We start from the raw sequence: 23,920 nt of genomic DNA on the forward strand, positions 1-23,920 counted from the left end.
GGTCAACGTGAGCTATTCCGCAAAGATTCTTTGGGGCGAGGGGTTGTTCCTGCGCCCGCAGCACTTCCAGCGCCAGGACGCGTACCACGAGTCCCGCCTGCACGCGACGGCGCAAGCCATTCAGCCCTACGGTTGGGGCGTGCGCCATGCGCGCTTTGATACCGACGCGCTGGCCAGCGGCGTGCTGCGCGTGATCGAGCTGTCGCTGTTCTTTCCGGACGGCGAGCTGTATTTCGCCCCGCAAGCCGATACCCTGCCGCCGCCGCTGGTGCTCGATGCCGTTCCGGCCGGCACCTCGGAGCTGACGTTCCACATCGCGCTGTATCCACTGCAAGACAACGGCGGCAACTACCGCGAGCCGCTGGAAGGCGCCACCGTGTCGCGCTTTGTCGGCACCGAAGAAGAGACGGCCGACCTGTATACCGAAGCCGAACCCGCCGCGATTACGTATCTGAAGAAGTCGGTCAAGCTGGTGGCCGAGACGGAGCCGCGCGACCAGTTCATCTCGCTGCCCGTGGTGCGCGTGCGCCGCACCGGCACCGGCGGCTTTGAGCTGGACGAAAGCTTTGTCGCGCCAAGCCTGGCGATCAATGCTTCAGCCGTGCTGTATCAGCGCCTGCGCCGGCTGCTCGACGCGCTGCAGGCCAAGGTGAATGCGCTGTACGGTTTCCACCGCGAGCCGACCAAGAACATCATCGAATTCCGCTCTGGCGACATTGCTTCGTTCTGGCTGCTGCATACGGCCAACGCGGCGTTTGCAGCGCTGTCACACCTGTATCACCACCCGGATCTGCACCCCGAGCGCCTGTTCCAGGAGATGCTGCGCTTGGCCGGCGCGCTGATGACGTTCACCAAGAGCTACACCCTGGCCGACCTGCCCGCGTACGACCACGACAACCCGGGCCCGGTGTTTGCCAAGCTCGACACCATCGTGCGCGAGCTGCTCGATACCGTCATCTCCACGCGCTACTTTGCGATTGCGCTGGAAGAAACGCGCCCGTCGTTCCATCTGGGCCGGATCGACTCCGGGAAGATCGACGAAGACACCAGTTTCTACCTGTCGGTGTCGGCGGATATGCCTGCGGCGGAACTGGTGGAAGCCATTCCCGCGCGCTTCAAGGTCGGTGCACCGGATGACGTGGAAAAGCTCGTGCTGTCGTCCATGCCTGGCGTGCCGCTGACTTATACGCCGCAGGTGCCGCCGGCCATACCGGTGCGCCCGGGCGCGTGCTACTTCGCAGTGGAAGCGCGCGGCATGCTGTACGAACGCATGCTGCAGGCGCAGACCCTCACCATCTATGCCCCGGCCGGCATCCGGGAACTCAAACTTGAACTCATCGCGGTGACTTCATGAGCGCTACCACCACCCCTTCCCTGTTTGGCGGTTCGGCACCCGTACCGGGCAATGCAACAGCCGATGCGCGCGAGTCGAGCACGCACGCGCGCACGCTGCTGGATTTGCTGTACGACGGTTTCTTCATGCTGTTCCAGTTGCGTAATGGCCAGCAGCCGGCCAGCGCGGAGGATTTCCTCTCGCGCGTGCGTGCGTTTCTGGAAGATTTCGACCGTGGCGCCAAGCGCCTGAACGTGTCCGCCGAAGACGTCTTCGACGCCAAGTACGCCTTCTGCGCCGCGGTGGACGAGACCATCCTGTCGTCCAACTTCGCCATCCGCACCGCGTGGGAGCGCCGCCCGCTGCAGCTCGTGCTGTTTGGCGAGCAACTCGCCGGTGAGACCTTCTTCGTCAAGCTGGAAGAGTTGCGCGCGCACGGTGCGCCGCGCCTGCAAGCGCTGGAGGTGTTCCACATGTGCCTGCTGCTGGGTTTTCGCGGCAAGTACATCCTGGAAGGGCCAGAGAAGCTTGCGTACCTCACCGCGCGCCTGGGCGACGAGATTTCCGCCATCAAGGGCAAGCGCGCCGCCTTTGCGCCGCAATGGCCGCTGCCCGACAAGGTGGCCCACACGCTCAAGCGCGAAACACCGCTGTGGATCTTCGGCGCCGTATTCGCGCTGATCGGCTTGCTGGCCTACATTGGCCTGTCGCACACGCTGCGCACCAAGACCAATGAAACGCTGGAAGGCTATTCGCAGGTCATTAAGCTCGGGCCGCGTTTTTCGCACCTGACGATTTCGTTGCCTTGATTTCGCCAACTTAAGCGCACGCATTGCGGCAGCGGCTTTGATGGCCGCATGCCGCACACCCCGCCTACCGCTGCCCCGCAACCCGAACCCTGCGCGATGCTGTTCCGATGAAGCCTTTGTTCAACCTGCCGGCCGCCGTGCCGCAAGCCGTCCTGGGCGCGTTGCTCGGGCAGCAGACCCGCCAGATCACGCTGGAAACGGCGCTCGCCTCTGACAACCTTGTCGTCGAGCGCTTCACCGCCACCGAGGCAGTATCGGCCTCGTTCGTGCTGCACATCGATTGCCTGAGCCCATCAGCGCACCTAGATACGGCCAAGCTGGCCGCGCAAGAGGTGACGCTGCGCTTGCAGCAAGCCGACGGCAAACGACGCGCATGGCACGGCTACGTGGCCGATTGCGCATCACTGGGCGGCGATGGCGGCCTGGCGCGCTATCGCCTGCGTGTGGTGCCGTGGCTCGACCGCCTGCGTACCCGCAGCGATTGCTTCGTCTACCAGAACAAGACCGCGCTCGAGATCATCGAAGAGGTCTTTGCGGAGTACCCGACCGCGCACTACAAGATTGACGCCTCGCAGCTGTGCGCCAAGCGCTCGATCTGCTGCCAGTACCGCGAAAGCGACTATGCCTTCGTGATGCGCCTGCTGGCCGAAGAGGGCCTGTCGTTCCGCATCGAGCATGACCAGAGCGACGAACAGCAGAGCAACGCGCAGTCGCGCCACACGGTCGTCATCTTCGACAACGACGCGCAGCGGCCCACCTGCCCGCAGCCCGAGATCCGCTTCCACCGCGTGGACGCCACGGAGCGCGAAGACGCCATCGAACGCCTCTCGCACGCGCACAGCGTCGGCACCAATGCCGTGACCGTCGCGTCATGGGACTACAAAGCCCTGGCCGCCACCGCAGCCCAAGCCAGCGCCAGCGAGCCCGGCGGAGAGCTGCCGACGCTGGAACGCTTTGAAGCCTCCGGCCCCTACCAATTTGCAGATACACAAGGCGCCAGCCGCGCCGCGCAACTGCGCATGCAAGCGCATGAAGGCGCCTATCTGCGCTACGAGGGCCAAGGCAGCGTACGGCAGCTTGGCGCGGGCCAGCGCTTCACGCTCACGCAGCATTTCGACAGCAAGCACAGCGAATTCGTCACGCTGCAGGTCGAGCACGAGGCCGCCAACAACCTGGGCGCAGACATCGCACGGCTGCTCTCCACCACCGAGATCGAATCGGGCAGCTACCGCAATCGGTTCATTGCCGTGCCGGCCGATGCGCCCATCGTGCCGCCGTATCGACGTCGCCCGACCGCACCGGAAGGCCAGGCCGCCTTGGTCATCGCCGACGACGGCGCCCCGCTCACCACCGACCGCGACCACCGGGTGCGCATCCGCTTCCCCTGGCTGCGCGCGCCCGAGACGAACGCCTTCTCCGACCCATCCAGCAATGACCGCACGCAAGTCACCGCCTGGGTGCGCGTGGCCACCGCCAGCGCTGGGCCGAATTGGGGTGGCAACCACCTGCCGCGCGCCGGCACGCAGGTGCTGCTCACCTTCATCGACGGCGACATCGACCGGCCGCTGGTCGCCATGCAGCTGCACAACACGCAAGACGCCCTGCCCTGGCCCGCTGCGGATGCGCCGCTTGGGCAAGTGTTGTCCGGCTGGCACTCGCAGGGCCTCGGCGGTGATGGCTACAACCAATGGGTGGTCGACGATCACCCCGGCCAGCTGCGCATGCGCGTGGCCAGCTCCACCGCCAACAGCCAGCTCAACCTCGGCTATGTGACCTCGCATGGCGCCACCGGCGGCGATCGTGGCGAATGGCGTGGCACCGGCGCTGAGCTGCGCACCGACGCGTGGGCCGTGGTGCGCGCGGGCGCTGGCCTGTTGCTGTCCACTACCGCGCGAGCCCAAGCCGGCGGCATGCTACTCGACGCACACGAAGCGCGCGGCCAACTCACCGCCGCGCAGAAGACGGCGCAGCGCTTGTCCGACGCAGCTGCCAGCCAGCAAGCCCTACCGCTGGCCGCCAACGAAGCATTCGAGCCCATCGACAAAGCGCTGGACCCCGCGCAAGACGGCAAGTACCCCAGCAACGTCAACGGGCAAGACACCCAGCAGCCGGTCGACAAGTTTGGCCAGCCGCTGCTGGTGGCGGAATCGCCCTCAAGCATCGCCCTCGCCTCGCAGGCCACCACCACGGTCTACGCAAGCCGGCATCTGCATGGCACGGCGCAGGCGGATTGGCATCTGGCCGCCGGCAATGTCATCGCGGCTGCGGCCGCCAAGGGTGTGAGCCTGTTTGCGCAGCGCAATGGCGTTCGCGTGATTGCCGAAGGCGGGCCGGTCTCTATTCAGGCGCATACCGATGCGCTGGCTGTGCTGGCGGATAAGGCCGTGACCGTGACCTCATCGGCAGACTCAGTCGAGATCCTCGCGCAGCAGAACATCGTGCTGCATGGTGGGGATTCGCTGATCCGGCTGGAGGGGAACGCGGTGACGTTTGAGACGTCGGGGCTGCTGTCGGTGAAGGGGGCTGGGCATCCGATGATTGGACCGGGTGGGCAGGCGGCGGAGTTGCCATCCCTCCCCTTCGGCACTCTAATGCCTGAGCCGGCGGAACATTCGCTGTTTCAGAAATTCGATGAGCAGGTGCTATTCAAGGATGCTAATCAGAAGGTGGTCGAAGGCCGGCTCCGTTTCCGCGTGCGCAACCAGGCGCAGCCGGAACAGACCTTGCGCGGCGATGCCCCGCAGGGTGGTGAAACGGAGCGGATCCAGACGCCAACAGAGCAACCACTTGAGCATGCCCTGCGTTACGCCCGTTTCAAGTTCGACCGATAAGAGAAGAAGGTTTACACAATGCCGCATGACGACGACGGCTACGACATTGAAGTCCTTGGCCAGTGCCGGACGAATCCGCGACAAGGCTCTCAGCACACGCAGAACGTCGATGCCAAATATCTGTGGTCCTACGCTCAGGAAGAGGCTCTGGTCGCGCTGAGCGAGCAAGGTGACAACAAGTGCTGGCACCTGATTACCGATCCGGAACGGCGGGCCAAGCGTATCGCAGCGCGCTATGCTGATCTGTACTTTGCCAGCGCCGAGAAGTCGGCCGGCAAGCTTCAGATGTTCTGGCCGGCTCTGGCCGCTTTTGTGGTCAAGGACATCGTGGAGGCCTATCGCTATTCGCGCGAGGACGTCCTCAACGGAGGCTGGGGTAATGCGATGCGCACCTCGAGTATCCCTACGCTGGCATCTGAGGCGATGTCTGAAGCGTCACCCTACGAACATTCACTGCGAGTGTATGCGGCACTTGCCAAGGGCAACTTGTGGCTCTTCATGGACATCTACCCCTGGCTTTGGTACGTGCTGGAGTACGGCCTTAACCGGGACGGCAGCCTCAATGCAGAGCGGTTACGAGCGGATGTGGAAAAGCGCGACGCCGACACGCTACAGCAGCAGTCCAAAGACGCAGTCAAGGAACTGCCGTTTGGCGCTAACTGGATGAAACGGCTGCAGGGACGTATCGCGGGTGACCCGGTGTACGCACAGGCGCGCAGCTACTTTCAGACGCCACCGGTATGGGGCGGAATGGATGGCGGCTATGGGCAGTTCCAAGCCAGCGCTGGTCAGGCACACCGCTACGTGAAAGCGAACGTGAAGAGCTACGATCGAGGCTATCGGATGCCGGGCTCGCAGTACTGGGGAGGTTTCCGCGAGGCGTTCTACGTCATGGACGAAGAACGCAGGGAATTGAGCCGGGTTGCAGGCGACGCGACGGCCATTGAGAAGCTGCAGAAGGTGGCGCAGTTCAAGGTAACGGATGATATGCGGAAGACCTATGCGCTATTCATCAAAGAGTACGGCTCCAGTGAGACCCAGATGGCGAAACTGCAGCGCGACGAGGTAAATACCATCGCTCACCAAGAGCAAATCAATGTGTTGCAACCGCTAATCTACGAAGATAAAAAGCTCATTGGAACGATGGATATCAACCACCTGATCAGCCGTGCGTCGCTGGGTGCGCTATCTCCTAGATATACCTTGTACTTCAGCGCAGCCCCCAGGAACGGCGATCCCGATTTGCAGGCAACTTTTGATGAACCCAAAGGCACTTGGGACTACATCACTGGACGAAAGAAGAGCTTACCGAACAAAGATGACCGGATGGCTTACGTAGCAGATATCGCGAAAAAATTCGACAAGCTGATGACCACTAAGCGCACATATATGGACGGTGAGCTGCAGAAGATTCGAGGCTGGCTCAATGCTTAGTAGACGCGCACTATTGCTATGGCTTGCGGGTTCGTCTGTGGCGGGGCTCAGTGGGCTCGCCGGTTGCGGTAAGTTAGGAGGCCAGAAGGTGGCGGAAATCAAGTTCGATCTCGGGAAAAACATCGTTGACACTGCAAAGGCGTCCGGCGTGCCGAGCTTTCAGGTTAGTGAAACAGCGGGGCTCATTGACTACAGCATCAACGGCATCCCGAAGGACGTGGTTGCCTACTACACGCGTCCAGGCTATGAGATCAACTGGCGGCCGATCTTTGCGTTCACGATGTACGCCGATCGGGATATCTCGCCAAATCTTTCCGTGGAAACCGCCACGCTGCAATTCGACAATAGGACTGTAAAAACCCATGCCGAAGCGCAAGCTCTGATAGAGCAGACGATTGCGCAGTTTCAGCGCGGCAAATGGCAGCGCTACTCCGACCCTGAATGGGATGTGTTGCTCACTGGTCGCTCCAGCATGCTCGATGAACATGGGCACATCGGAGGAGAGTTGAACACGATTGATCCTGCCTACAAAATTCCCGCGGAGGATTGGCCATTGGTTGCGGACGAAAGCCCGACGTGGCGCTGGGTTGGTGACGGTGTTCTGGCAAGCTTGCATGTTCTCGGCTACAAGAGTTCTAGCGGTCTCGACTACACCATCACTCTTGACTTCGACCTCTTGGACGTGAAGCTCAAGCGCGACGCGGAGAATCTAGCGCAGAAACACAAGGCGGGCGACGCCAAAGGCTGGAACAGCACAGCTCAGTACGAAGCAGATAAGAAAAACCGCGCAGCCCTGAACAAGCGCCTGATCGAGAATGCCATCAAGCGTGGGGATGCAGTCGTCAGTCCAAGCCCGTTGAAGTGACGTTTAGTCAGGGTGGCGGCGCCTACGTAGTTCTTTTGATATGACGCTCGTTTTGAACTGCGGTTCAAGACGCATCGCCCTGTATCCGGCATCAACAGCAAAGCATCATGAGTTCGCTAGAGGGGCTGCGTGGACGCAAGGCCAGCGATGGCACCCTCCCCTGAAGGTGGAGGGTGCCGCCTTCAACGGCATCACCACGATCCTCCAAAGCTGCGGGTCCGATGGTTAAAAGACGCACGCTATTACTGTGGCTCGCTGGCTCATCGATAAGCGGTCTCAACTGCCTTGCTGGCTGCGGCAAATTTGGAACTCAGAAAACGGTAGAGATCAAATTCGATCTTGGCCGGAACATCGTTGATACGGCACGCGCCTCTGGCGTTCCGACATTCACGACCGACAACATCGATGGCTACATCAGCTATAGCGTTTCGCAGGTGCCGGATGCCGTGATTGCGCACTACACGCGCGAGGGGTTTGAGATTCGGTGGCAGCCGATCTTCTCACTGGCCATGCGGGCTGATGAGAAGAGATTTCCGGATCGCCGAGTTCAATCTGTTTCACTTCTTCTCAGTGATAAGGTCATCAAAACCCATGCCGACGCGCAAGCACTGATAGAACAAACGATCGCCCAGTTCCAGCGTGGCAAATGGCAGCGCTACTACGATCCTGAATGGGAGGTATTGCTCACAGGGCGTTCCAGCTTGCTTGATGAGAACGGACAGTTCCGGCGTCTTCCGCGAACGATCGACCCTGCATACAAGATCCCAGCAGCGGATTGGGCCGCGGTGGTGAAGCAGGGGCCGATCTGGCGCTGGGTGGGGGATGGGGTCCTGGCGGCCTTGAGCGTTAAGGGAGATGTCGGCTCTGGGGGATTAACCTACGATGTTTGCCTTGGCTTCGATTTACTGGATGTGGCACTCAAGCGCGACGCGGAGAATTTGGCGGAGAAACTCAAGGAGGGCGATGCCAAGGGCTGGAACAGTACTGCAGAGTACGAAGCAGACAAGGTAAAACGCGCGGCCCTGAACAAGCGCCTGATCGAAAACGCCATCAAGCGTGGCGACACGGCCGTCGCCCAAGCCCTTTAAAGTAACCGTATTCACAGAAGAACCCATGCGTTTTCTAAAAAAGCTGTTCGGCCGCAACGCCAACGACAGCGCCCGCAACGCGCCTCAGCTACCCAAGGATGAGAGCGATGCTTCCCGCGACATCGCCCCAGAACTCGCTCCCGCGCTAGAGGCTTACCAGCAAGGCCAGCACGAAGCCGCCATCGCCGCCGCCGCACCCTACGCGGATCGCCACGCCGACGCCAACCGCTTATGCGCCCTCGCCTATTCGGGCATGTTGCGATACCCGGAAGCCTTCCCCTACTGGCTTGCACTCTTCGAACAGGAACCCAGCGCACACAACGCGCTGCAACTGGCCACGAGCTCGGTGATGTGCGACGAGCTGGACCGCAGCGAAGCCTGGCTGATGAAGTTCGACGAGATCAACGAGCAGAGGCACGAGATGTCCAGCGTCACCGCGCGCACGCAGTTCATCTCTGCGCTCAAGCAGAGCGGGCGCATGGCCGAGGCGATGCCGTACCTGGTTTGGCTGCGCGATGTCTACGCGCATGTCCGCATCACCGATTCGCATTTTCTTTATATGCGCGGCATCCCGTTCTTCCCGAGCTTTCTGGAGAACAGCTTGCCCATTCTCAAGGCCAACCTGTCGGACGAGGCGATCGTCGAATGGTATGGCGCGCTGTCGGGCCAACTCGATGAGGATGGCGAGGCGCAGCTTGGGCAGTGGCTGCAATCTTTTTCGGTCTCGGCCACAGCGTCGCGTTGATACGCGGAAGGTAGCGGCCCATTGTGTTCTGGCTTCTCTTTCTGGCCCTGCCCGTGTACGCAGGCGCGAAGGCTGCAACGCTCGTCGGTCCTCAGCACGGCTTCCTCGCGGGCCTTGGTGTTATGGTCGCGGTCATGGTTGCGGTGCTGATTCCGCAGACAGCACTGGTGTACTGGTTGGGTGGTATCGCTGAGCGCTGGAAAAAGGCGCGTGGAGACGCGCTTCCCTCCACTGTAGAGACCGCGCAGCCCATCGCCCAGTTACCTGAGCGCATTGGGGGCCGCGCACGTTTCAGGCCATTGGCGCTCTATGCCGTGGACGACGCACGCCAGGACGGAACACGACTTGTCTACGGCCTGCTGAAAGACATGGTTGCCAGGCATGTCAGCGTGGAGGTCGAGCACGATGATTCCGACGCTGCCATCCCGATGGTGTCGACAAGCGAGCTGGCCGAAGCGCTGGAGGGCTCGGGGCTTCCCCCGGAAGATGCCCTCGTGGTTTTCCGCTCGCATGACTTGGGATGGGTCGGATTCCGATGCGGCAACGACAGCTTTCGCTTCCGGCATCGCGCTGTCACGGAAGTGACGTGTTCCGTGGTCCATCCCGCAAAGGGCTCCGGCGGGTTCGGCCTCGCGTTTCGGTTCGGCGATGCGCCCCGCGCGTATGGAAGCATCGCCTACTACGAGCTGCCGTTCGGCTATCACACTCGGCACGAGGGCGTATTCACATCCGCTGTCACCGAGATCGCACACATGCTGGAAGCCAAGCTGATGTCCGAAACGTACGCAGACGCTTAAGCCAACAGCAATAGCCTTTCGCTACTCCGTCAGCAGTCCGGTTCCGGAAGCATTTGTGCGTGCATGGCTTACGGAACCCGAGAAAGATGCATTGCGCCGCACCGCCACTGAAGGCGGCATGGCCTACAACATCAGTTCGATGACGACGCGATCGACCCAGCGCGCCATTGCCATCCCCGTGCGGGCCGACGAGTGGGTGCTGTATATCGAGTACGTCGCACCGTCGGCGTGACACCCACTAGGCGAAAACGCCTGTTACTCGGCGCCACCGGGCGCCAGCACCTCACGCTGCCCGTTGCGCCCCATCGGCGACACCAGCCCCGCCGCTTCCATCTGCTCAATCAACCGGGCCGCGCGGTTATAGCCAATGCGCAATTGCCGCTGCACGGACGAGATCGACGCCCGCCGTGTGTTGAGCACAAACGCAGCGGCTTCGTCGTAAAGCGGGTCCGCTTCCGTATCACCGCCCTCGCCACCGAACAAGTCGCTACCGGCAGCTGCTTCAGCCGGATCGCCGGCAAGGATGGCCTCGTCGTACTCCGGTTCGCCAAACTGCTTCCAGTGCTCCACCACGCGGTGCACCTCTTCATCGGCGACGAACGCGCCGTGCACGCGTTGCGGATACCCCGTACCCGGCGGCAGGAACAGCATGTCACCCTGCCCCAGCAGCGATTCCGCGCCCATCTGGTCGAGAATCGTGCGGGAGTCGATCTTGGAGGACACCTGGAACGCCACACGCGTCGGAATGTTGGCCTTGATCAGCCCGGTGATGACGTCCACCGACGGCCGCTGCGTCGCCAGGATCAAGTGGATACCGGCTGCACGCGCTTTCTGCGCCAGGCGCGCGATCAGCTCTTCGATCTTCTTGCCGGCGACCATCATCAGATCAGCCAGCTCGTCGATGACGACGACAATCAGCGGCAGCGTGGAGAGCGGCTCCGGTGCGTCAGGCGTGAGCGAGAACGGGTTCGGTACCTTGCGGCCCGCCTGCTCCGCCGCGCGGATCTTCTGGTTGTAGCCGGCCAGATTGCGCACGCCCAAAGTGGACATCAAGCGGTAGCGTTTTTCCATTTCACCAACGCACCAGTTGAGCGCGTGCGCGGCCTGCTTCATGTCGGTCACGACCGGCGCCAGCAGATGCGGAATGCCCTCGTACACCGAAAGCTCCAGCATCTTCGGGTCGATCATGATCATGCGCACATCGTCGGGCGTGGCCTTGTACAGCATCGACAGGATCATCGCGTTGACGGCCACCGACTTGCCCGAACCCGTCGTGCCGGCCACCAGCAGGTGCGGCGCGCGCGCGAGGTCCGTCACCACCGGATGGCCAGTGATGTCCTTGCCCATCGCCAGCACCAAATGCGAGGCATGCGATTGGAAATCTGCCGCGTTCACCACCTCCGACAAGCGGATCATTTCGCGCTTGGCGTTGGGCAGTTCCAGGCCCATGCACGTTTTACCGGGGATGGTCTCGACCACGCGGATGGACGTCACGCCCAGTGCGCGCGCCAGATCCTTCACCAGGCCAACGACCTGTGCACCGCGTACGCCGACAGCGGGGTCCACCTCGAAGCGAGTGATGACGGGGCCGGCCGAGGCGCCCACCACCGTCACAGGCACCTTGAACTCGGCCAGGCGTTGGGCGATCAGGTTGCTGGTTTCGTCCAGGTGTTCGGCGGAGACGGCTTCTGCGCTGGTCGATGCGGCGGTCAGCAGCGCGGGGCTGGGCAGGCGATAGTCCACGTAACGCGGTATCGCTGGAGCGGGAGCCGGCGCGGGTGTGGTGACGCTTGGCACCGGCGGCGCAGCGCGGGAGACAACTGCGCCCACCACGGCAGGCAAGACGATACGCGGTTTGGTCGCAGGGGGCGCTTCCGGCGCGGCCTCGCCCGGCGCAGGTGCAGGCGCGGCTTCGTCTGCCGGTGCTTCTTCAGCCTCCACTGAGGGCGCGTTGAATGTGGGCACGACCGCTTCGATCACGGGCTCATTGTCTGGCTCTGACACGGGCTCTGGCTCAGACACCGATGCGGCAGGCACCATCAAGCTGCGCAGTTCCGCCAGCAAGGCTTCGGCCTCCTGGCGCACGGCCTCCAGATCGACGGCAGGCACCGTCGTGGCAACGTCGGGAGCGGCGGCGTCGACCATCTCAGCCTGCGCGGGCTCCGCGATGGGCAGGTCGACCACCTCGGGCACGGGCGCCGCTTCTGCCGGCTGCATTACCGGTGTGGGAGGTGTGCGCTCGCGCAGCCCCAGCTGCGGTTGATGGAACGGGCTACTGACGATCGTGGCGCGCGGTTTTGGGCGCGCTTGTGCAGGTTCCTGTGCCGGTGTGGGAACGGGTGCCGGCGTTGCCTTGGCGCCAGCGGGCGTTTCCGCAGGCGCCGCTTTCTGCGCATCGATCAACGGCCAGATTTCGCCGGGCTGCGGCGGCGATGGGCGCGTGCGCGGCGGCGGCTGCCAAGCCGGCTGACGGCGTGCGGACACGGCTTCGATACCGCGATGGCGCATCGTCGGCTGCGCTGGGCCCGTGTTGCCGGTCCAACGTGGCTCACCGGCGCCACCCAGGCCGAGTGCGGTGGGCTTCAGGCCGTCATCCGCCGGCTCGCTTGGCTGGAGCGACGGTTCGTCGTGCGAGGCGTCTTCTACGATGGGTATGCGCTTGAGCACTTGCTGCCAGGTGCGGCCGAACACCATCGGCGCCACCCAGATGAGCACGCCGAGCATCAACAGAAACGCCCCGGTCCAGCCCAGCATGTGCAAGAACAGCGACGACAACGCATGCCCCGCCGCGCCGCCCGCCTTGTCTTGCGGGTCGCCGCCGGCAGTCAGTGCCTCAAGGGTACTGCTGGCGCACAGCGCAACCAGCGTCACCAGCCAAAGCCGGACGGTGCCCCGTCCTTGCAGGAGACCACGTTCCCCTGCCAGCGCACGCATTGCGTATCGCCACACCAGCGGCAACAGCCACACGGTAGAAATGCCAAACCAGCCAAGCCCCATTTCAAGCGCCATCAACGAATTCCAGCCCGCGATTGTAGCGGGGCGCGCCACCGCAAAGAGAAACGCCCGACCGAAAAATACATCGGCCGGGCGTTTAGATGTCAACAGACCCTAGGGCTGCGGAATCGGGCTTAACGTGCGGCCACGCGCTTGCCGCTTGTCGTATGCGTGGCTTCGATCAGCAGAATGATCATCAGGATGGTGCCGGCCAGCGCAAACACCGCATAGCCGATATTGCTGCCTTCGATGGCGAACAGCGACGGCGAATAGCTTTGCCCCGTGCAGATCATCGTCCCGGCCGTCATGCCTGTGTAGTGCATGCCGCAAACGGCCACGCCCATCACCAACGCTGCGCCGATCTGCTGGTTGCGCGTTTTGACAGTGGTCGCCAGCCACAGCGCAACGATGGAGACCACGATCGCAATCAGCGCCGACACCGCCATGATGGAGATGTCCCACTCGAACGTGCTGTTGGTGTGCACCGCGGCCATGCCGGTGTAGTGCATCACCGCCACGCCCAGGCCGGTCAAAACGCCGCCTTCCGCGATGTTCTTCATGCGATTGCCCGTGCGGCGCGATGCCAGCACGAGCCCCGCCCCAGCAAACACCATGACCACCAGTAGCGATATCACGGTCATGAACAGGTCGAACTCCAGCCGCACCGGGGTGCGATAGGCGGCCATGCCGATGAAATGCATCGACCACACTGCCCCGCCGCCTAACGCCACGCTGGCGCAGATCAGCCGGTCTGTGTCGATGCTGCCATTCTGGTTGCGGATGCGTCTTGACCATCGCAAGCCCACATACGCGCCTGACACCGAGATGAGATACGACAGCCCTACCAGCAGCCAATCGTATGCATAAGGCACGATCGCGCCCGGCACTGCGGAAAAGCCGTTGAACATGGCACACCCTCCCGTTTCAACACCACAAGGCTGCCCAGTTGCCGGGCAGCATCGGCTGGCCGCCCTGTTCGGGGTGGCCGTAACTGCGTTGTCTTTGTATTGGATTTGGGGCTCGCGTGGCCTCGATCAGGCCGTGCAGCGCAGTATGGCGACGGACACTTGCCCAGCCAATCACCTGATCTAGGTAACTTTGGGTCGACTTTTCGCCCTGGCCCCGCGTTTGCGTGCGCAATGGGAAATGCGTTTCTCAGGAGGCCCCATGTCGCTGATCGTCGCGGCCCGTTTCGATACGTTCGAGCGCGCGCAAATCGCCGCGCGCGCGTTGTTCTTTCACGGATTTTCCGAAGACGATGTGAACGTCTTCTTCGTCAATCCTTCAGGGCAGCATGCCGCGTTTCCCATCGGCGGAGACCAGAATGCCGACCCTGGGGCCTCTCGGGCGCATGCCGGTGCGGGCAAGGGGATGGCCTTGGGGGCGGCGATTGGCGCCGTGGCGGGCGTGTTCGTGCTGATGTCGTTGCACGTTGCCGTGCTGTTTTCGGTGGTGGCGGCTGGCGTGGGGGCCTATATCGGCTCGCTGGCCGGTGCAATGTTTGCCACCCGCGACGAACCGCAACCGGAACAGCCACCCGATGCGACATTGCGTACGCGCCATTCCGGCGTACTTCTGGCCACGCGCGTGACGCCCGACAAGGAGGCCGAAGCGGCGCGCGTGCTGGCGGAGGCCGGCGGTATGGATGTGGAAGAAGCCGCCGGCCGCTGGCGCAACGGCGAGTGGGTCGATTTCAACCCACTCCGCCCCGCCAAGCTCAATCCGAAGATCACTCAGCAGGCTGCGTAATACCCCTACGCAAACTCAGGTAGCGGTGCTAGGCGCCGTGCTGCCGGGCTGCATCGGCACGGCATGGACCTGCTTGTCGTTCAGCATGGTCCACACCACGATGGCCGCCACGATGTCGAATACGGCCAGCGCCACGAACAGCGGGTTGTAGCCGATGGTCGCCGCCAGCGAGCCGACCGCCAGCGAGAACAGCATCCCACCCATATAGCCCGACATGCCTGCCAGGCCCACCGCCGTGCCGACCTCGTGCTTACCGAACATGTCGGACGTAAGTGTGTACAGCGCGCCCGACAGCGTCTGGTGTGCAAAGCCGCCCACGCAGAACAGCGCAATCGCCGTGTAGGGGCTCGTTGCCAGCCCAATGCAGGCCGGGCCGACCATGCACAGACACCCCGTCAGCATCACCAGCTTGCGCGACGTCACCAGCGAGACCTTGAAACGCTTCTGGAACCACGGCGCCAGATAGCCGCCCAGCACGCACCCCACGTCGGCCGCCAGGAACGGCAGCCACGCAAACAGCGCGATCTCCTTCAGGTTCATATGGCGCTCGGTGGCCATGTACAGCGGGATCCAGTAGTTGAACGTCTGCCAGGCCGGCTCCGACAGAAAGCGCGGGATGGCAATGCCCCAGAACCGCTTGCTGCTGACGATCTTGCCCCATGAAGGCTTGGGCGCGTCGGCATTGTCTTCGTGCACTTCCTGGCCGGCGCGGATATAGGCGTGTTCCTCTTCGGACAGGCGCGGGTGCTTGGTCGGCACGCGGTACAGCACGAACCAGAGCACGCTCCACACCAGCCCCATCACGCCGATCACCCCAAAGGCCAGCCGCCAATCGCCGTGCAGGATGCACCAGACCACCAGCGGCGGCGCCACCACCGCCCCCACGGACGAACCGATGTTGAACCACCCCGTTGCAATGGAGCGCTCCTTGGCCGGAAACCACTCCGCCGTTGCGCGCAAGGCGGAGGGGAAACCGGCTGCCTCCGTCATCCCCAGCATGGCGCGGAACGCCGCCAGTGACAGCCACCCGCTCGCCGTGCTGTGCAACAGGCAGACCACCGACCACGCCCCCGCAAACAACGCAAAACCCAGCTTGGTGCCGAGCACGTCCAGCACGTAGCCCGCCACGGGCTGCATCACCATGTAGGCAGCCTGAAACGCCGCCACGATATAGCCGTATTGCTGCGTGCTGATGCTCAGCACCTTGTTGACTTCAGGCGCCGCCACGGCCAGCGCATTGCGCGCCAGGTAGTTCATGATCAGGCCGCTCAAGACGAGCCCGATGATCCACCAGCGCAAGCCTTTGATGGGTTTCATGTTGTCTCCTTAAAGCCCCCCCGGTTTTGTTCTGGTGTGGGGCGTACTGCGTTCAGATCAGTCCAATCATTCAAATGGGCAAAGCGGCTTCCGGTAATCCAGTCACCCCGGGGCGCAACGCAAACATGGCGCCCGAGAGCGGGTCGCCGTCGATCAGGATCGACGTGACGAACAACGTATCCAGCCCCGGCCCGCCAAAGGCACACATGGCGGGCTTGGGCGTGGGTACGGCAATGCTGCGGTCCAGGCGTCCATCCGGTGTGAACCGGTGCAGCAAGCCCGCATCGTTGCCGCAGATCCAGTAGCAACCTTCGGCATCCACGGCGGCGCCGTCCGGGCGGCCGGGGTAGGCATTCATGTCGATGAACACGCGGCGGTTGTGCGGCGTGCCGCTATCGATGTCGTAATCGAAGGCCCAGACGATTTGCCGGCTCGCGTGCGAATCCGACAGATACATCGTGCGGCCATCAGGGCTGAAGGCCAGGCCGTTGGGCACGATCAGATCATCGATGACGGCATCCAGACGCGCCTCGCTACCGGATGCATCAAAGCGATAAAGCTTGCCGAGCGGCGCCCCCTCCGACGTATCAAACACCATCGTGCCGGACCAGAAGCGGCCTTGCCGGTCACAGCGGCCATCGTTGAAGCGCATGTCGGGGCGCGGGTGCGCCACCGTGGCCAGCCGCTCCACCGGTGCCAGCGCGACGCCCGCCTTTGGCTGCGGCGCATGAAAAATGCCCGTCTCCATCGCCAGCGCCCAGCCACTCGATGTCATGCCGATGCAGCCGGCCGTTTCCGGCAACGCCCACGCATCGCACTGATCGGTCGACGCAGTCCAGCGCCACAGCGTGCGGCGCGGAATGTCCGTCCAATACAAGGCCTGTTGGCCGACGTGCCAGACCGGGCTTTCACCGACGCCGCATTGCATGGTGCCCACCCGCTCCACGGTCGGTTCTACATTCACGTGCATCGGGTCAGTCTCCAAACGGGCCGGCTTTGACGAAGGCACCGCCCTGGTACTGCGCCGCAGGGTCGTCAGCGGGCAGCGGCGGCTGCGCTTCGACCTTCTCGCGGAAGATCTCGCTCGTCTCGGTGGGCACGTAGCCGAGGTGCGCCGCGTGGCGGTTGTCCCACCAATGGTCGCGGTTGTTCGACATGCCATAGACCACCGTAAAGCCGACCTTCGGCACGAACAGCGCGCGGTGGATGAGCTGTTCCAGATCGTCGTAGCCCAGCCACGTGATGAGCATGCGGCGGTCTTTCGGTTCGGGAAACGACGAGCCGATGCGGATGGCCACCGTCTCGATGCCGTAGCGATCGAAATAGAAGCTGGCGAGTTGCTCACCGAAGACCTTGCTCAAGCCGTAGTAACCATCGGGCTTGGTCGGCACGGTGCTGTCGATCACCTCGCCCTGCTTGTAGAAGCCGATGGTGTGGTTCGAGCTGGCAAACACGATGCGGCGCACGCCATGACGACGCGCGGCTTCATACAGGTTGTACGTCCCTTGGATGTTGGCCGGCAGAATTTCTTCAAACGGCCGCTCGACCGACACACCGCCCAGGTGGACGATCGCATCCGTGCCTGCGACAAGCGCATCGACAGCCTGCGCATCAGCCAGGTTGCACGGCACGATCTCTTCGCCGGCGCGCGCACCGCTGAGATTTGATATATCAGACAGGCGCAAAAAATCGGCGTACTTGGGCAGACGCTCGCGCAGCACCTTGCCGAGGTTGCCGCCTGCGCCCGTCAGTAGCAGACGATGGCAACGCGGGGTGACGCCAGCGAGCGGGTCGGTTTGATGAGTCACTTCAGAGGTCATATCAGATCAGGAAATCAGGTTACCGGGGCGGGATTGAACAGAGCCAAGGCATTATGCAGGCCCAGCTTGTCGGCGCAAACCTGCTTGCGGCCGCTCGCCACGTCAAGAATCAGGTGGAACAGTTCCCAGCCGATGTCGGCAATGCTGGCTTCGCCGGTGGCGATGCGGCCCGCGTCGAGGTCGATCAGGTCGTGCCAGCGCTCGGACAGCGCCTTGCGTGTCGACACCTTGATGACTGGCGCCATGGCCAAGCCATACGGTGTGCCGCGTCCGGTGGTGAACACCTGCAGGTTCATGCCCGACGCCAGTTGCAGCGTGCCGCACACAAAATCGCTGGCCGGCGTGGCCGCGAAGATCAAGCCCTTGCGGCGCACCTTCTCGCCCGGACCGAGCACATCGACGATGGGCGTGCTGCCCGACTTGACGATCGAGCCCAGCGCCTTTTCCACCACGTTGGACAGACCGCCCTTTTTGTTGCCCGGCGACGGGTTGGCGCTGCGGTCGGTCTGGCCGCCGCTGAGGTAGTTGTCGTACCAGGCCATTTCGCGCAGCAGTGCGCGGCCGACGTCTTCATCGATGGCACGCGGCGTAAGCAGATGAATGGCGTCGCGTACCTCGGTCACTTCCGAGAACATCACGGTGCCGCCGGCACGCACGATCAGGTCGGCCGCAAAACCAACCGCCGGGTTGGCGGTGACGCCAGAGAACGCATCGCTGCCGCCGCACTGCACGCCGACGATGAGGTCAGAAGCCGGGCAGGTTTCGCGGTGGCGCTTGTTCAGGTGTTCCAGGCGGCGCTCGGCCATCTCCATGATGGCGTCCGTCATACCGATAAAGCCGTCGAACGCTTCGTCCTGAAGACGCAGTACCGGCGAATCGGCCGTGCCAGCCACTTCAATGGGAATGCGGCCACCCGGCGCGAGCTTTTCCGGCACCAGGCGTTCGGGCACGAGCTTTTCACAGCCCAGGCCGATCACCATGATCTCGCCGCCAAAGTTCGGGTTGAGCGCGAGGTTCTGCAGCGTGCGAATCGGCACGATGGCGGCCGGCGCGTTGATGGCGACGCCGCAGCCATACACGTGGTTCAGCGCAACCACATCGTCGACATTCGGGAAGCGCGGCAGCAACTCGCGCTTGATGCGGCCGACCACGTAGTCGGTCACACCCGCCACGCATTGCACGCTGGTCATGATGCCGAGCACATTCTTCGTACCGACGGTGCCGTCGGCGTTGCGATAGCCCTCGAAGGTGTAGCCCTCGAGCTTGGCGAGCTTGGGGTCGGGGCGTGTGGCAAGCGGCAGCTCGTCCAGCGCCGGCGCAGACGGCAGCTTTACAGCATGCTCGTTGACCCAGCTACCGCGCGGCAGCGGCTTCACGGCATAGCCGATCACCTCGTTGTAGCGGACGATGGCATCGCCTTCGGCCAGATCGACCAGCGCCACCTTGTGACCCTGCGGCACGCCTTCGACCAGCACCGTGCCATCGGCCAGCGCCGTGCCCGCTGGCAGGCCACGCGCGTTGACGACGATGGCGACGTTGTCACCGTCATGGACGCGGATCGTCAGCGCCTTCTCTTCATTGCCGGCTGTAGAGGCCAGCGTGGTTTCAGACATCACAGACTCCGTGATTGATTCAAGTGATGAGGCGGTGTTCGTTCAACGCCCCAGGCTCGGGCGCTTCGGATCGTATGTCCAGCCTGGCACGAGGTATTGCATGGCCATGGCGTCATCGCGCGCGCCCGGGCCGAGGGTTTTGTACAGCGCATGGGCCGCCATGACGTGCTCCATGTCGATTTCGATGCCGAGCCCCGGACGATCCGGTACGGACACATGGCCACCTTCAATGCGCAACGGCTCGCGCGTCAGGCGCTCCTCGGCTTCCTGCCAGATCCAGTGGGTATCGATGGCGGTGATGTTGCCGGGCGCTGCCGCCGCGACGTGCGTGAACATCGCCAGCGACACGTCGAAGTGATTGTTGGAGTGCGAGCCCCAGGTCAGCCCCCATTCGTCGCACAACTGCGCGACCCGCACCGAGCCCTGCATCGTCCAGAAATGCGGATCGGCCAGCGGAATATCGACAGCGTGTAGTTGGACCGCATGGCCCATCTGGCGCCAGTCGGTGGCGATCATGTTGGTGGCTGTCGGGATGCCGGTGGCGCGCTTGAACTCGGCCATGACCTCGCGGCCCGAATAGCTAGCCTCGGGGCCGCACGGGTCTTCGGCATAGGCCAGCAGATGGCCCTGGCCTTTGCACAGCGCAATCGCCTCGTTGAGCGACCAGGCGCCGTTCGGGTCCAGCGTGACGCGGGCCTGCGGGAAGCGTGCCTTGATGGCGGCAATCGCTTCCATTTCTTCGGCGCCGCGCATCACGCCGCCCTTGAGCTTGAAATCGGCAAAGCCGTAGCGCTCGGTGGCGGCTTCGGCCAGCCGCGCGATGGCGTCGGGCGTCATGGCCGCTTCGTGGCGTAGGCGCAGCCAGTCGTCGGCAGCTTTAGCGCCGTCGAGGTACGGCAGATCGGTCTTGCGGCGATCGCCCACGTAGAACAGGTAGGCAAGCATCGGTGCGCGATCGCGCTGCTGGCCCGCGCCCAGCAACTCGGCCACCGGCACGTCGAGAAACTGGCCAAGCAGATCCAGCAGCGCCGCTTCCACTGCTGTGATGACGTTGTCCATGCGCAGGTTGATCTCGTGCGGCTGGCGCAGCACGGCGGCTTCTGAAGCGGAGGTCACCTGGTGCACCGTCGCCTGATGCGCGGCAGCACCGCCACCGGCCAACGCACGACGGATGCTGTTCAGCACGCCATTGGTACGGCCAATCGATTGGCCGACCACCAGCGGAATCACGCGCTCCAGCGCCTGGCGGATGCCCTCGCCGCCCGGCACCTCGCCCACGCCGGTACGCCCGGCGCTGTCCTTCAGGATGACGAGGTTGCGCGTAAAGAACGGAGCATGCGCACCGCACAGGTTCAGCAGCATGCTGTCGCGCCCCGCGACGGGGATCACCTGCATCTCCGTCACACGCGGCGTCTGCGATGCCGCCGTACGTGCGCTGGATTCGATCGATTGCAAGGTCACGTCGGCTCCTGCTTACAGCGGCTTCAATTCCACACGCTTGATCTCGCCCACCATGAACAGGTAGCAGACGATGGCCACCGCGGCATGGATGCCCACGTACACCAGCGCACCGTTGAACGAGCCCGTGGTGTTGACGATGTAGCCGATGGCGATGGGCGTGGTGATGCTCGATAGATTGCCGAACGTATTCATCAGCGCGCCCGACAGGCCGGCGATCTGCTTGGGTGCCGTATCCGAGTTGACCGCCCAGCCCAGCGCGCCCAGCCCCTTGCCGAAGAACGACAGCGCCATCACAGCCACCACGATGGACTGTGCGTCCACGTAATTGCAGATCACCATGGTCATGGAGAGCAGCATGCCCAGCACGATCGGCACCTTGCGCGCCACCGACAGCGAAGCGCCACGACGCAGCAGCGCATCGGAAAGGACGCCACCCAGAATGCCGCCCAGGAAGCCGCACACCGCCGGAATCGACGCCACGAAGCCCGCCTTCAAAATCGACATGCCGCGCGCCTGTACCAGGTACACCGGGAACCACGTGATGAAGAAATACGTGAGCGCGTTGATGCAGTACTGCGCGATGTACACGCCCATCAGCATGCGGTTGCTCAGCAGCTGTTTGACGTAGCCGAGCTTCGGGCCTTCGGTCTTGGCCACGCCTGCGCGATCCATGTTGACCAAGCCGCCGCCGGCTTCGATGTAGTCGATTTCGGCGCGGTTCACTCGCGGGTGGTCCTTCGGCTCATGCACGAAGGCCTTCCATACGAACGCCATGGCGATGCCGATCACGCCCATCACGATAAAGACGTGGTGCCAGCCGAACTCGTGCACCAGCCACGCCATCAGCGGCGCAAACACCACTGTGGCCGCGTACTGGGCAGAATTGAAAATGGCCGCCGCCGTACCGCGTTCATTGGCTGGGAACCACGCCGCAACGATGCGGCTGTTGGCAGGGAAGGACGGTGCCTCCGCTGCGCCCACCAGAAAACGCAGGCAGAACACCATGATGATGGCGCTCAGACCCGTAAAGAAGCCGATCGCACCCTGTGCCAGCGTGAACACCGACCACAGCAGAATGCTGAACGTGTACACGCGCTTGGAGCCAAAGCGATCGAGCAGCCAGCCGCCCGGAATCTGCGCAATCACATAGGCCCAGCCAAACGCCGAGAAGATATAGCCGAGCGAAACGGCATCGATGCCGAGCTCTTTCTGCATGGCCGAGCCGGCAATGGAGATGGTGGCGCGGTCGGCATAGTTGATGGTCGTCACGACAAACAGCATCGTGAGGATCAGAAAACGCACGCGACTCATGCGTTCGGTGCGGGGCACGCTTTGCGCGCCCACCTGATTGCCTACAGTCTGGGCTTTGATGTCCATCGTCTCCTCCATCAACCGGCGTCGCATGCGCCGGGGGGCAAGCTGCCGGGTCCTGTGCGGCCCGGCTTGTTATTGGCTTGCTACGTCAGGGTTACTGCCACTGTCCGTCGACCAGGCGACGCAGCTTCAGCGGGTTGGCGTCTTGCAGGGCCTGCGGCAACAGTGCTGCCGGCAAGTCCTGGTAGCACACCGGGCGCAGGAAGCGCTCGATGGCCGCCGTGCCGACCGAAGTCGTGCGCGTGTCGGTCGTTGCCGGCCACGGGCCGCCATGCACCATGGCTTGGCAGACTTCCACGCCGGTCGGCCAGCCATTGGCCAGGATGCGGCCAGCCTTGCGCTCCAGAATCGGCAACAACGAGCGCGCGAGCTCCGTGTCGCCGGCATCCAGATGCAGCGTGGCCGTCAACTGCCCTTCCAGCGATTCCGCCAGCGCACGCAGTTCTTCAGCATCGCGGCAGCGCACGACCAAGCCGGTGGCGCCGAAGACTTCGTCATGCAGCGTCGGCTGTGCCTGGAAGCTCTTGGCATCTGTGACGTAGAAGCCGGCCTGCCCACGGTTGGGCTGGTCGCTACCCTGCCCGCGTGCAACGCAGCGCACGTTGGCTTCACCCGCCAGCTTGTCGACACCGCGTGCATAGGCGGCGTGAATGCCGGCCGTCAGCATCGGCTGTGCGGCCACATCGCCCATGGCGGTGGCAGCAGCAGCTTCGAAGGCATCCAGTTCCGGCCCGTCAATGGCGAGCAGCAGGCCCGGGTTGGTACAGAATTGGCCCGCACCCATCGTGAGCGACGCAACGTACTGTTGGCCCAATGCCGCAGCGCGCTTGGCCAGCGCATCCGGCAACAGGAAGACGGGGTTGATGGCGCTCAGCTCGCCATATACGGGAATCGGCTGCGGACGTGCCTGCGCAATGCGCAGCAACGCCTGGCCGCCCGCGCGCGAGCCCGTGAAACCCACGGCCTGAATGTGCGGATCGGCCACCAGGGCACCCGCCACATCGTTGTCTGCCTGAATGAGCGAGAACACGCCTTCCGGCAGCCCGCACTGCGCAACCGCAGCCTGAATGGCGCGGCCCACCAGTTCAGACGTACCCGGATGTGCCGGGTGCGCCTTCACGACCACCGGACAACCCGCAGCCAGCGCCGACGCGGTGTCACCACCCGCCACGGAGAACGCCAGTGGGAAGTTGCTCGCGCCGAACACGGCGACGGGGCCCAGCGCGATACGGCGCAGGCGCAGGTCCGAACGCGGCAGCGGCTTGCGCTCGGGCAGCGCCGAATCCAGACGCGCACCCACCGCATCGCCGGCGCGCACGACGCTCGCAAACAGGCGGAGCTGATTGCACGTGCGGCCACGCTCGCCCTCCAGGCGCGGGCGCGGCAGTGCGGATTCCGCCATGGCGCGCTCGATCAGCGCATCGCCCAGCGCTTCAATCTGGCTGGCGATGGCTTCCAGGAAGGCGGCGCGCGTTTCCGGCGCGGTCTCGCGGTAAACGTCAAAAGCCGCTGCGGCCAGTTCAGCGGCACGCGCGGCCTGGGCCTTGGTGGCCAGGGTGAATTGTGGTTCGAGCCATTCCCCGGTGGCGGGGTTCATGGCGCGAACCGCGCCGGCACCGCCCGCAACGCGGGTCGCGCCCAGCAACAGTTCGCCGCTCAATGTCATGTTGATTCCTCGTGTTTGGATTGC

Annotated in this window: 19 protein-coding genes; 10 read left to right on the forward strand and 9 right to left on the reverse strand. The window is 63.6% G+C overall.

Annotated elements, in window-relative coordinates; translation table 11 throughout:
* Positions 1-7 precede the first annotated feature (7 nt).
* The 9 genes from tssK to ACN9M1_RS19835 all read left to right on the forward strand — a co-directional run bounded on the left by tssK (position 8) and on the right by ACN9M1_RS19835 (position 10,134).
* A complete protein-coding gene (tssK, locus tag ACN9M1_RS19795; protein ID WP_426400256.1) occupies positions 8-1,354 on the forward strand; it encodes a type VI secretion system baseplate subunit TssK in 1,347 nt (448 codons plus the stop codon).
* Positions 1,351-2,142 carry a type IVB secretion system protein IcmH/DotU gene (gene icmH, locus ACN9M1_RS19800; protein WP_426400257.1) on the forward strand — a complete coding sequence of 264 codons (792 nt, stop codon included), beginning with the start codon at positions 1,351-1,353 and terminating at the stop codon, positions 2,140-2,142. The genes tssK and icmH overlap by 4 nt, the downstream gene beginning before the upstream one ends.
* Positions 2,143-2,249: 107 nt before the next feature.
* The gene (locus ACN9M1_RS19805) at positions 2,250-4,973 is read left to right on the forward strand and encodes a type VI secretion system Vgr family protein (RefSeq protein WP_426400258.1); all 2,724 of its coding nucleotides are present in this window, start codon (positions 2,250-2,252) and stop codon (positions 4,971-4,973) included.
* Positions 4,974-4,991: 18 nt separating this feature from the next.
* Positions 4,992-6,407 (forward strand): DUF2515 family protein, encoded by a 1,416-nt coding sequence (locus tag ACN9M1_RS19810; protein WP_426400259.1) that lies wholly within the window; start codon positions 4,992-4,994, stop codon positions 6,405-6,407.
* A gap of 88 nt (positions 6,408-6,495) precedes the next feature.
* Positions 6,496-7,272, forward strand: coding sequence for a hypothetical protein (locus tag ACN9M1_RS19815; RefSeq protein WP_426400260.1), 777 nt, complete (start codon positions 6,496-6,498; stop codon positions 7,270-7,272).
* Between the two features lie 221 nt (positions 7,273-7,493).
* Entirely contained in the window at positions 7,494-8,360 is an 867-nt protein-coding gene (locus ACN9M1_RS19820) for a hypothetical protein (protein ID WP_426400261.1), read from the forward strand.
* Positions 8,361-8,385: 25 nt separating this feature from the next.
* The gene (locus ACN9M1_RS19825) at positions 8,386-9,105 is read left to right on the forward strand and encodes a hypothetical protein (RefSeq protein WP_426400262.1); all 720 of its coding nucleotides are present in this window, start codon (positions 8,386-8,388) and stop codon (positions 9,103-9,105) included.
* A 23-nt stretch (positions 9,106-9,128) separates the two neighbouring features.
* Entirely contained in the window at positions 9,129-9,902 is a 774-nt protein-coding gene (locus tag ACN9M1_RS19830; protein ID WP_426400263.1) for a hypothetical protein, read from the forward strand.
* Between the two features lie 55 nt (positions 9,903-9,957).
* Positions 9,958-10,134 (forward strand): hypothetical protein, encoded by a 177-nt coding sequence (locus tag ACN9M1_RS19835; RefSeq protein ID WP_426400264.1) that lies wholly within the window; start codon positions 9,958-9,960, stop codon positions 10,132-10,134.
* 23 nt (positions 10,135-10,157) lie between these two features.
* On the opposite strand, the gene ACN9M1_RS19840 is transcribed toward ACN9M1_RS19835, so the two are convergent.
* Complete coding sequence (locus ACN9M1_RS19840) at positions 10,158-12,911, reverse strand: DNA translocase FtsK 4TM domain-containing protein (RefSeq protein WP_426400265.1); 2,754 nt, start codon at positions 12,909-12,911, stop codon at positions 10,158-10,160.
* A gap of 119 nt (positions 12,912-13,030) precedes the next feature.
* Positions 13,031-13,804: an MHYT domain-containing protein gene (locus tag ACN9M1_RS19845; protein WP_426400266.1), complete on the reverse strand. Its 774-nt coding sequence runs from the start codon at positions 13,802-13,804 to the stop codon at positions 13,031-13,033.
* Positions 13,805-14,063: 259 nt separating this feature from the next.
* On the opposite strand from ACN9M1_RS19845, the gene ACN9M1_RS19850 reads away from it, so the two are divergent.
* Positions 14,064-14,645 carry a hypothetical protein gene (locus tag ACN9M1_RS19850; protein ID WP_426400267.1) on the forward strand — a complete coding sequence of 194 codons (582 nt, stop codon included), beginning with the start codon at positions 14,064-14,066 and terminating at the stop codon, positions 14,643-14,645.
* 15 nt (positions 14,646-14,660) lie between these two features.
* Here ACN9M1_RS19850 and ACN9M1_RS19855 read toward each other — a convergent pair whose 3' ends face one another.
* The 7 genes from ACN9M1_RS19855 to ACN9M1_RS19885 form a co-directional block, all read right to left on the reverse strand.
* Positions 14,661-15,962, reverse strand: coding sequence for an MFS transporter (locus ACN9M1_RS19855; RefSeq protein WP_426400268.1), 1,302 nt, complete (start codon positions 15,960-15,962; stop codon positions 14,661-14,663).
* 70 nt (positions 15,963-16,032) lie between these two features.
* The gene (locus tag ACN9M1_RS19860; protein ID WP_426400269.1) at positions 16,033-16,932 is read right to left on the reverse strand and encodes an SMP-30/gluconolactonase/LRE family protein; all 900 of its coding nucleotides are present in this window, start codon (positions 16,930-16,932) and stop codon (positions 16,033-16,035) included.
* A 4-nt stretch (positions 16,933-16,936) separates the two neighbouring features.
* Entirely contained in the window at positions 16,937-17,782 is an 846-nt protein-coding gene (locus ACN9M1_RS19865; protein WP_426400270.1) for an NAD-dependent epimerase/dehydratase family protein, read from the reverse strand.
* Positions 17,783-17,796: 14 nt separating this feature from the next.
* Entirely contained in the window at positions 17,797-19,395 is a 1,599-nt protein-coding gene (gene garD, locus ACN9M1_RS19870; RefSeq protein ID WP_426400271.1) for a galactarate dehydratase, read from the reverse strand.
* 42 nt (positions 19,396-19,437) lie between these two features.
* Positions 19,438-20,856, reverse strand: coding sequence for an enolase C-terminal domain-like protein (locus ACN9M1_RS19875; protein WP_426400272.1), 1,419 nt, complete (start codon positions 20,854-20,856; stop codon positions 19,438-19,440).
* A gap of 12 nt (positions 20,857-20,868) precedes the next feature.
* Positions 20,869-22,233: an MFS transporter gene (locus ACN9M1_RS19880; RefSeq protein ID WP_426400273.1), complete on the reverse strand. Its 1,365-nt coding sequence runs from the start codon at positions 22,231-22,233 to the stop codon at positions 20,869-20,871.
* Between the two features lie 91 nt (positions 22,234-22,324).
* On the reverse strand, positions 22,325-23,896 hold the full coding sequence (locus tag ACN9M1_RS19885) for an aldehyde dehydrogenase (NADP(+)) (RefSeq protein WP_426400274.1): 1,572 nt from the start codon (positions 23,894-23,896) through the stop codon (positions 22,325-22,327).
* Between the last annotated feature and the right edge of the window lie 24 nt (positions 23,897-23,920).

Source organism: Ralstonia sp. R-29, from assembly GCF_049913345.1.
Taxonomy (GTDB): domain Bacteria; phylum Pseudomonadota; class Gammaproteobacteria; order Burkholderiales; family Burkholderiaceae; genus Ralstonia.

Bases quoted from the DNA above. Each gene is read 5' to 3' on its own strand.
- ACN9M1_RS19825 (WP_426400262.1), top strand. From the start codon at position 8,386: ATGCGTTTTCTAAAAAAGCTGTTCGGCCGCAACGCCAACGACAGCGCC.
- ACN9M1_RS19840 (WP_426400265.1), bottom strand. From the start codon at position 12,911: ATGGCGCTTGAAATGGGGCTTGGCTGGTTTGGCATTTCTACCGTGTGG.
- ACN9M1_RS19820 (WP_426400261.1), top strand. From the start codon at position 7,494: ATGGTTAAAAGACGCACGCTATTACTGTGGCTCGCTGGCTCATCGATA.
- ACN9M1_RS19880 (WP_426400273.1), bottom strand. From the start codon at position 22,233: ATGGACATCAAAGCCCAGACTGTAGGCAATCAGGTGGGCGCGCAAAGC.
- ACN9M1_RS19885 (WP_426400274.1), bottom strand. From the start codon at position 23,896: ATGACATTGAGCGGCGAACTGTTGCTGGGCGCGACCCGCGTTGCGGGC.
- ACN9M1_RS19855 (WP_426400268.1), bottom strand. From the start codon at position 15,962: ATGAAACCCATCAAAGGCTTGCGCTGGTGGATCATCGGGCTCGTCTTG.
- ACN9M1_RS19845 (WP_426400266.1), bottom strand. From the start codon at position 13,804: ATGTTCAACGGCTTTTCCGCAGTGCCGGGCGCGATCGTGCCTTATGCA.
- ACN9M1_RS19805 (WP_426400258.1), top strand. From the start codon at position 2,250: ATGAAGCCTTTGTTCAACCTGCCGGCCGCCGTGCCGCAAGCCGTCCTG.
- ACN9M1_RS19810 (WP_426400259.1), top strand. From the start codon at position 4,992: ATGCCGCATGACGACGACGGCTACGACATTGAAGTCCTTGGCCAGTGC.
- ACN9M1_RS19860 (WP_426400269.1), bottom strand. From the start codon at position 16,932: ATGCACGTGAATGTAGAACCGACCGTGGAGCGGGTGGGCACCATGCAA.
- ACN9M1_RS19850 (WP_426400267.1), top strand. From the start codon at position 14,064: ATGTCGCTGATCGTCGCGGCCCGTTTCGATACGTTCGAGCGCGCGCAA.
- icmH (WP_426400257.1), top strand. From the start codon at position 1,351: ATGAGCGCTACCACCACCCCTTCCCTGTTTGGCGGTTCGGCACCCGTA.
- ACN9M1_RS19865 (WP_426400270.1), bottom strand. From the start codon at position 17,782: ATGACCTCTGAAGTGACTCATCAAACCGACCCGCTCGCTGGCGTCACC.
- garD (WP_426400271.1), bottom strand. From the start codon at position 19,395: ATGTCTGAAACCACGCTGGCCTCTACAGCCGGCAATGAAGAGAAGGCG.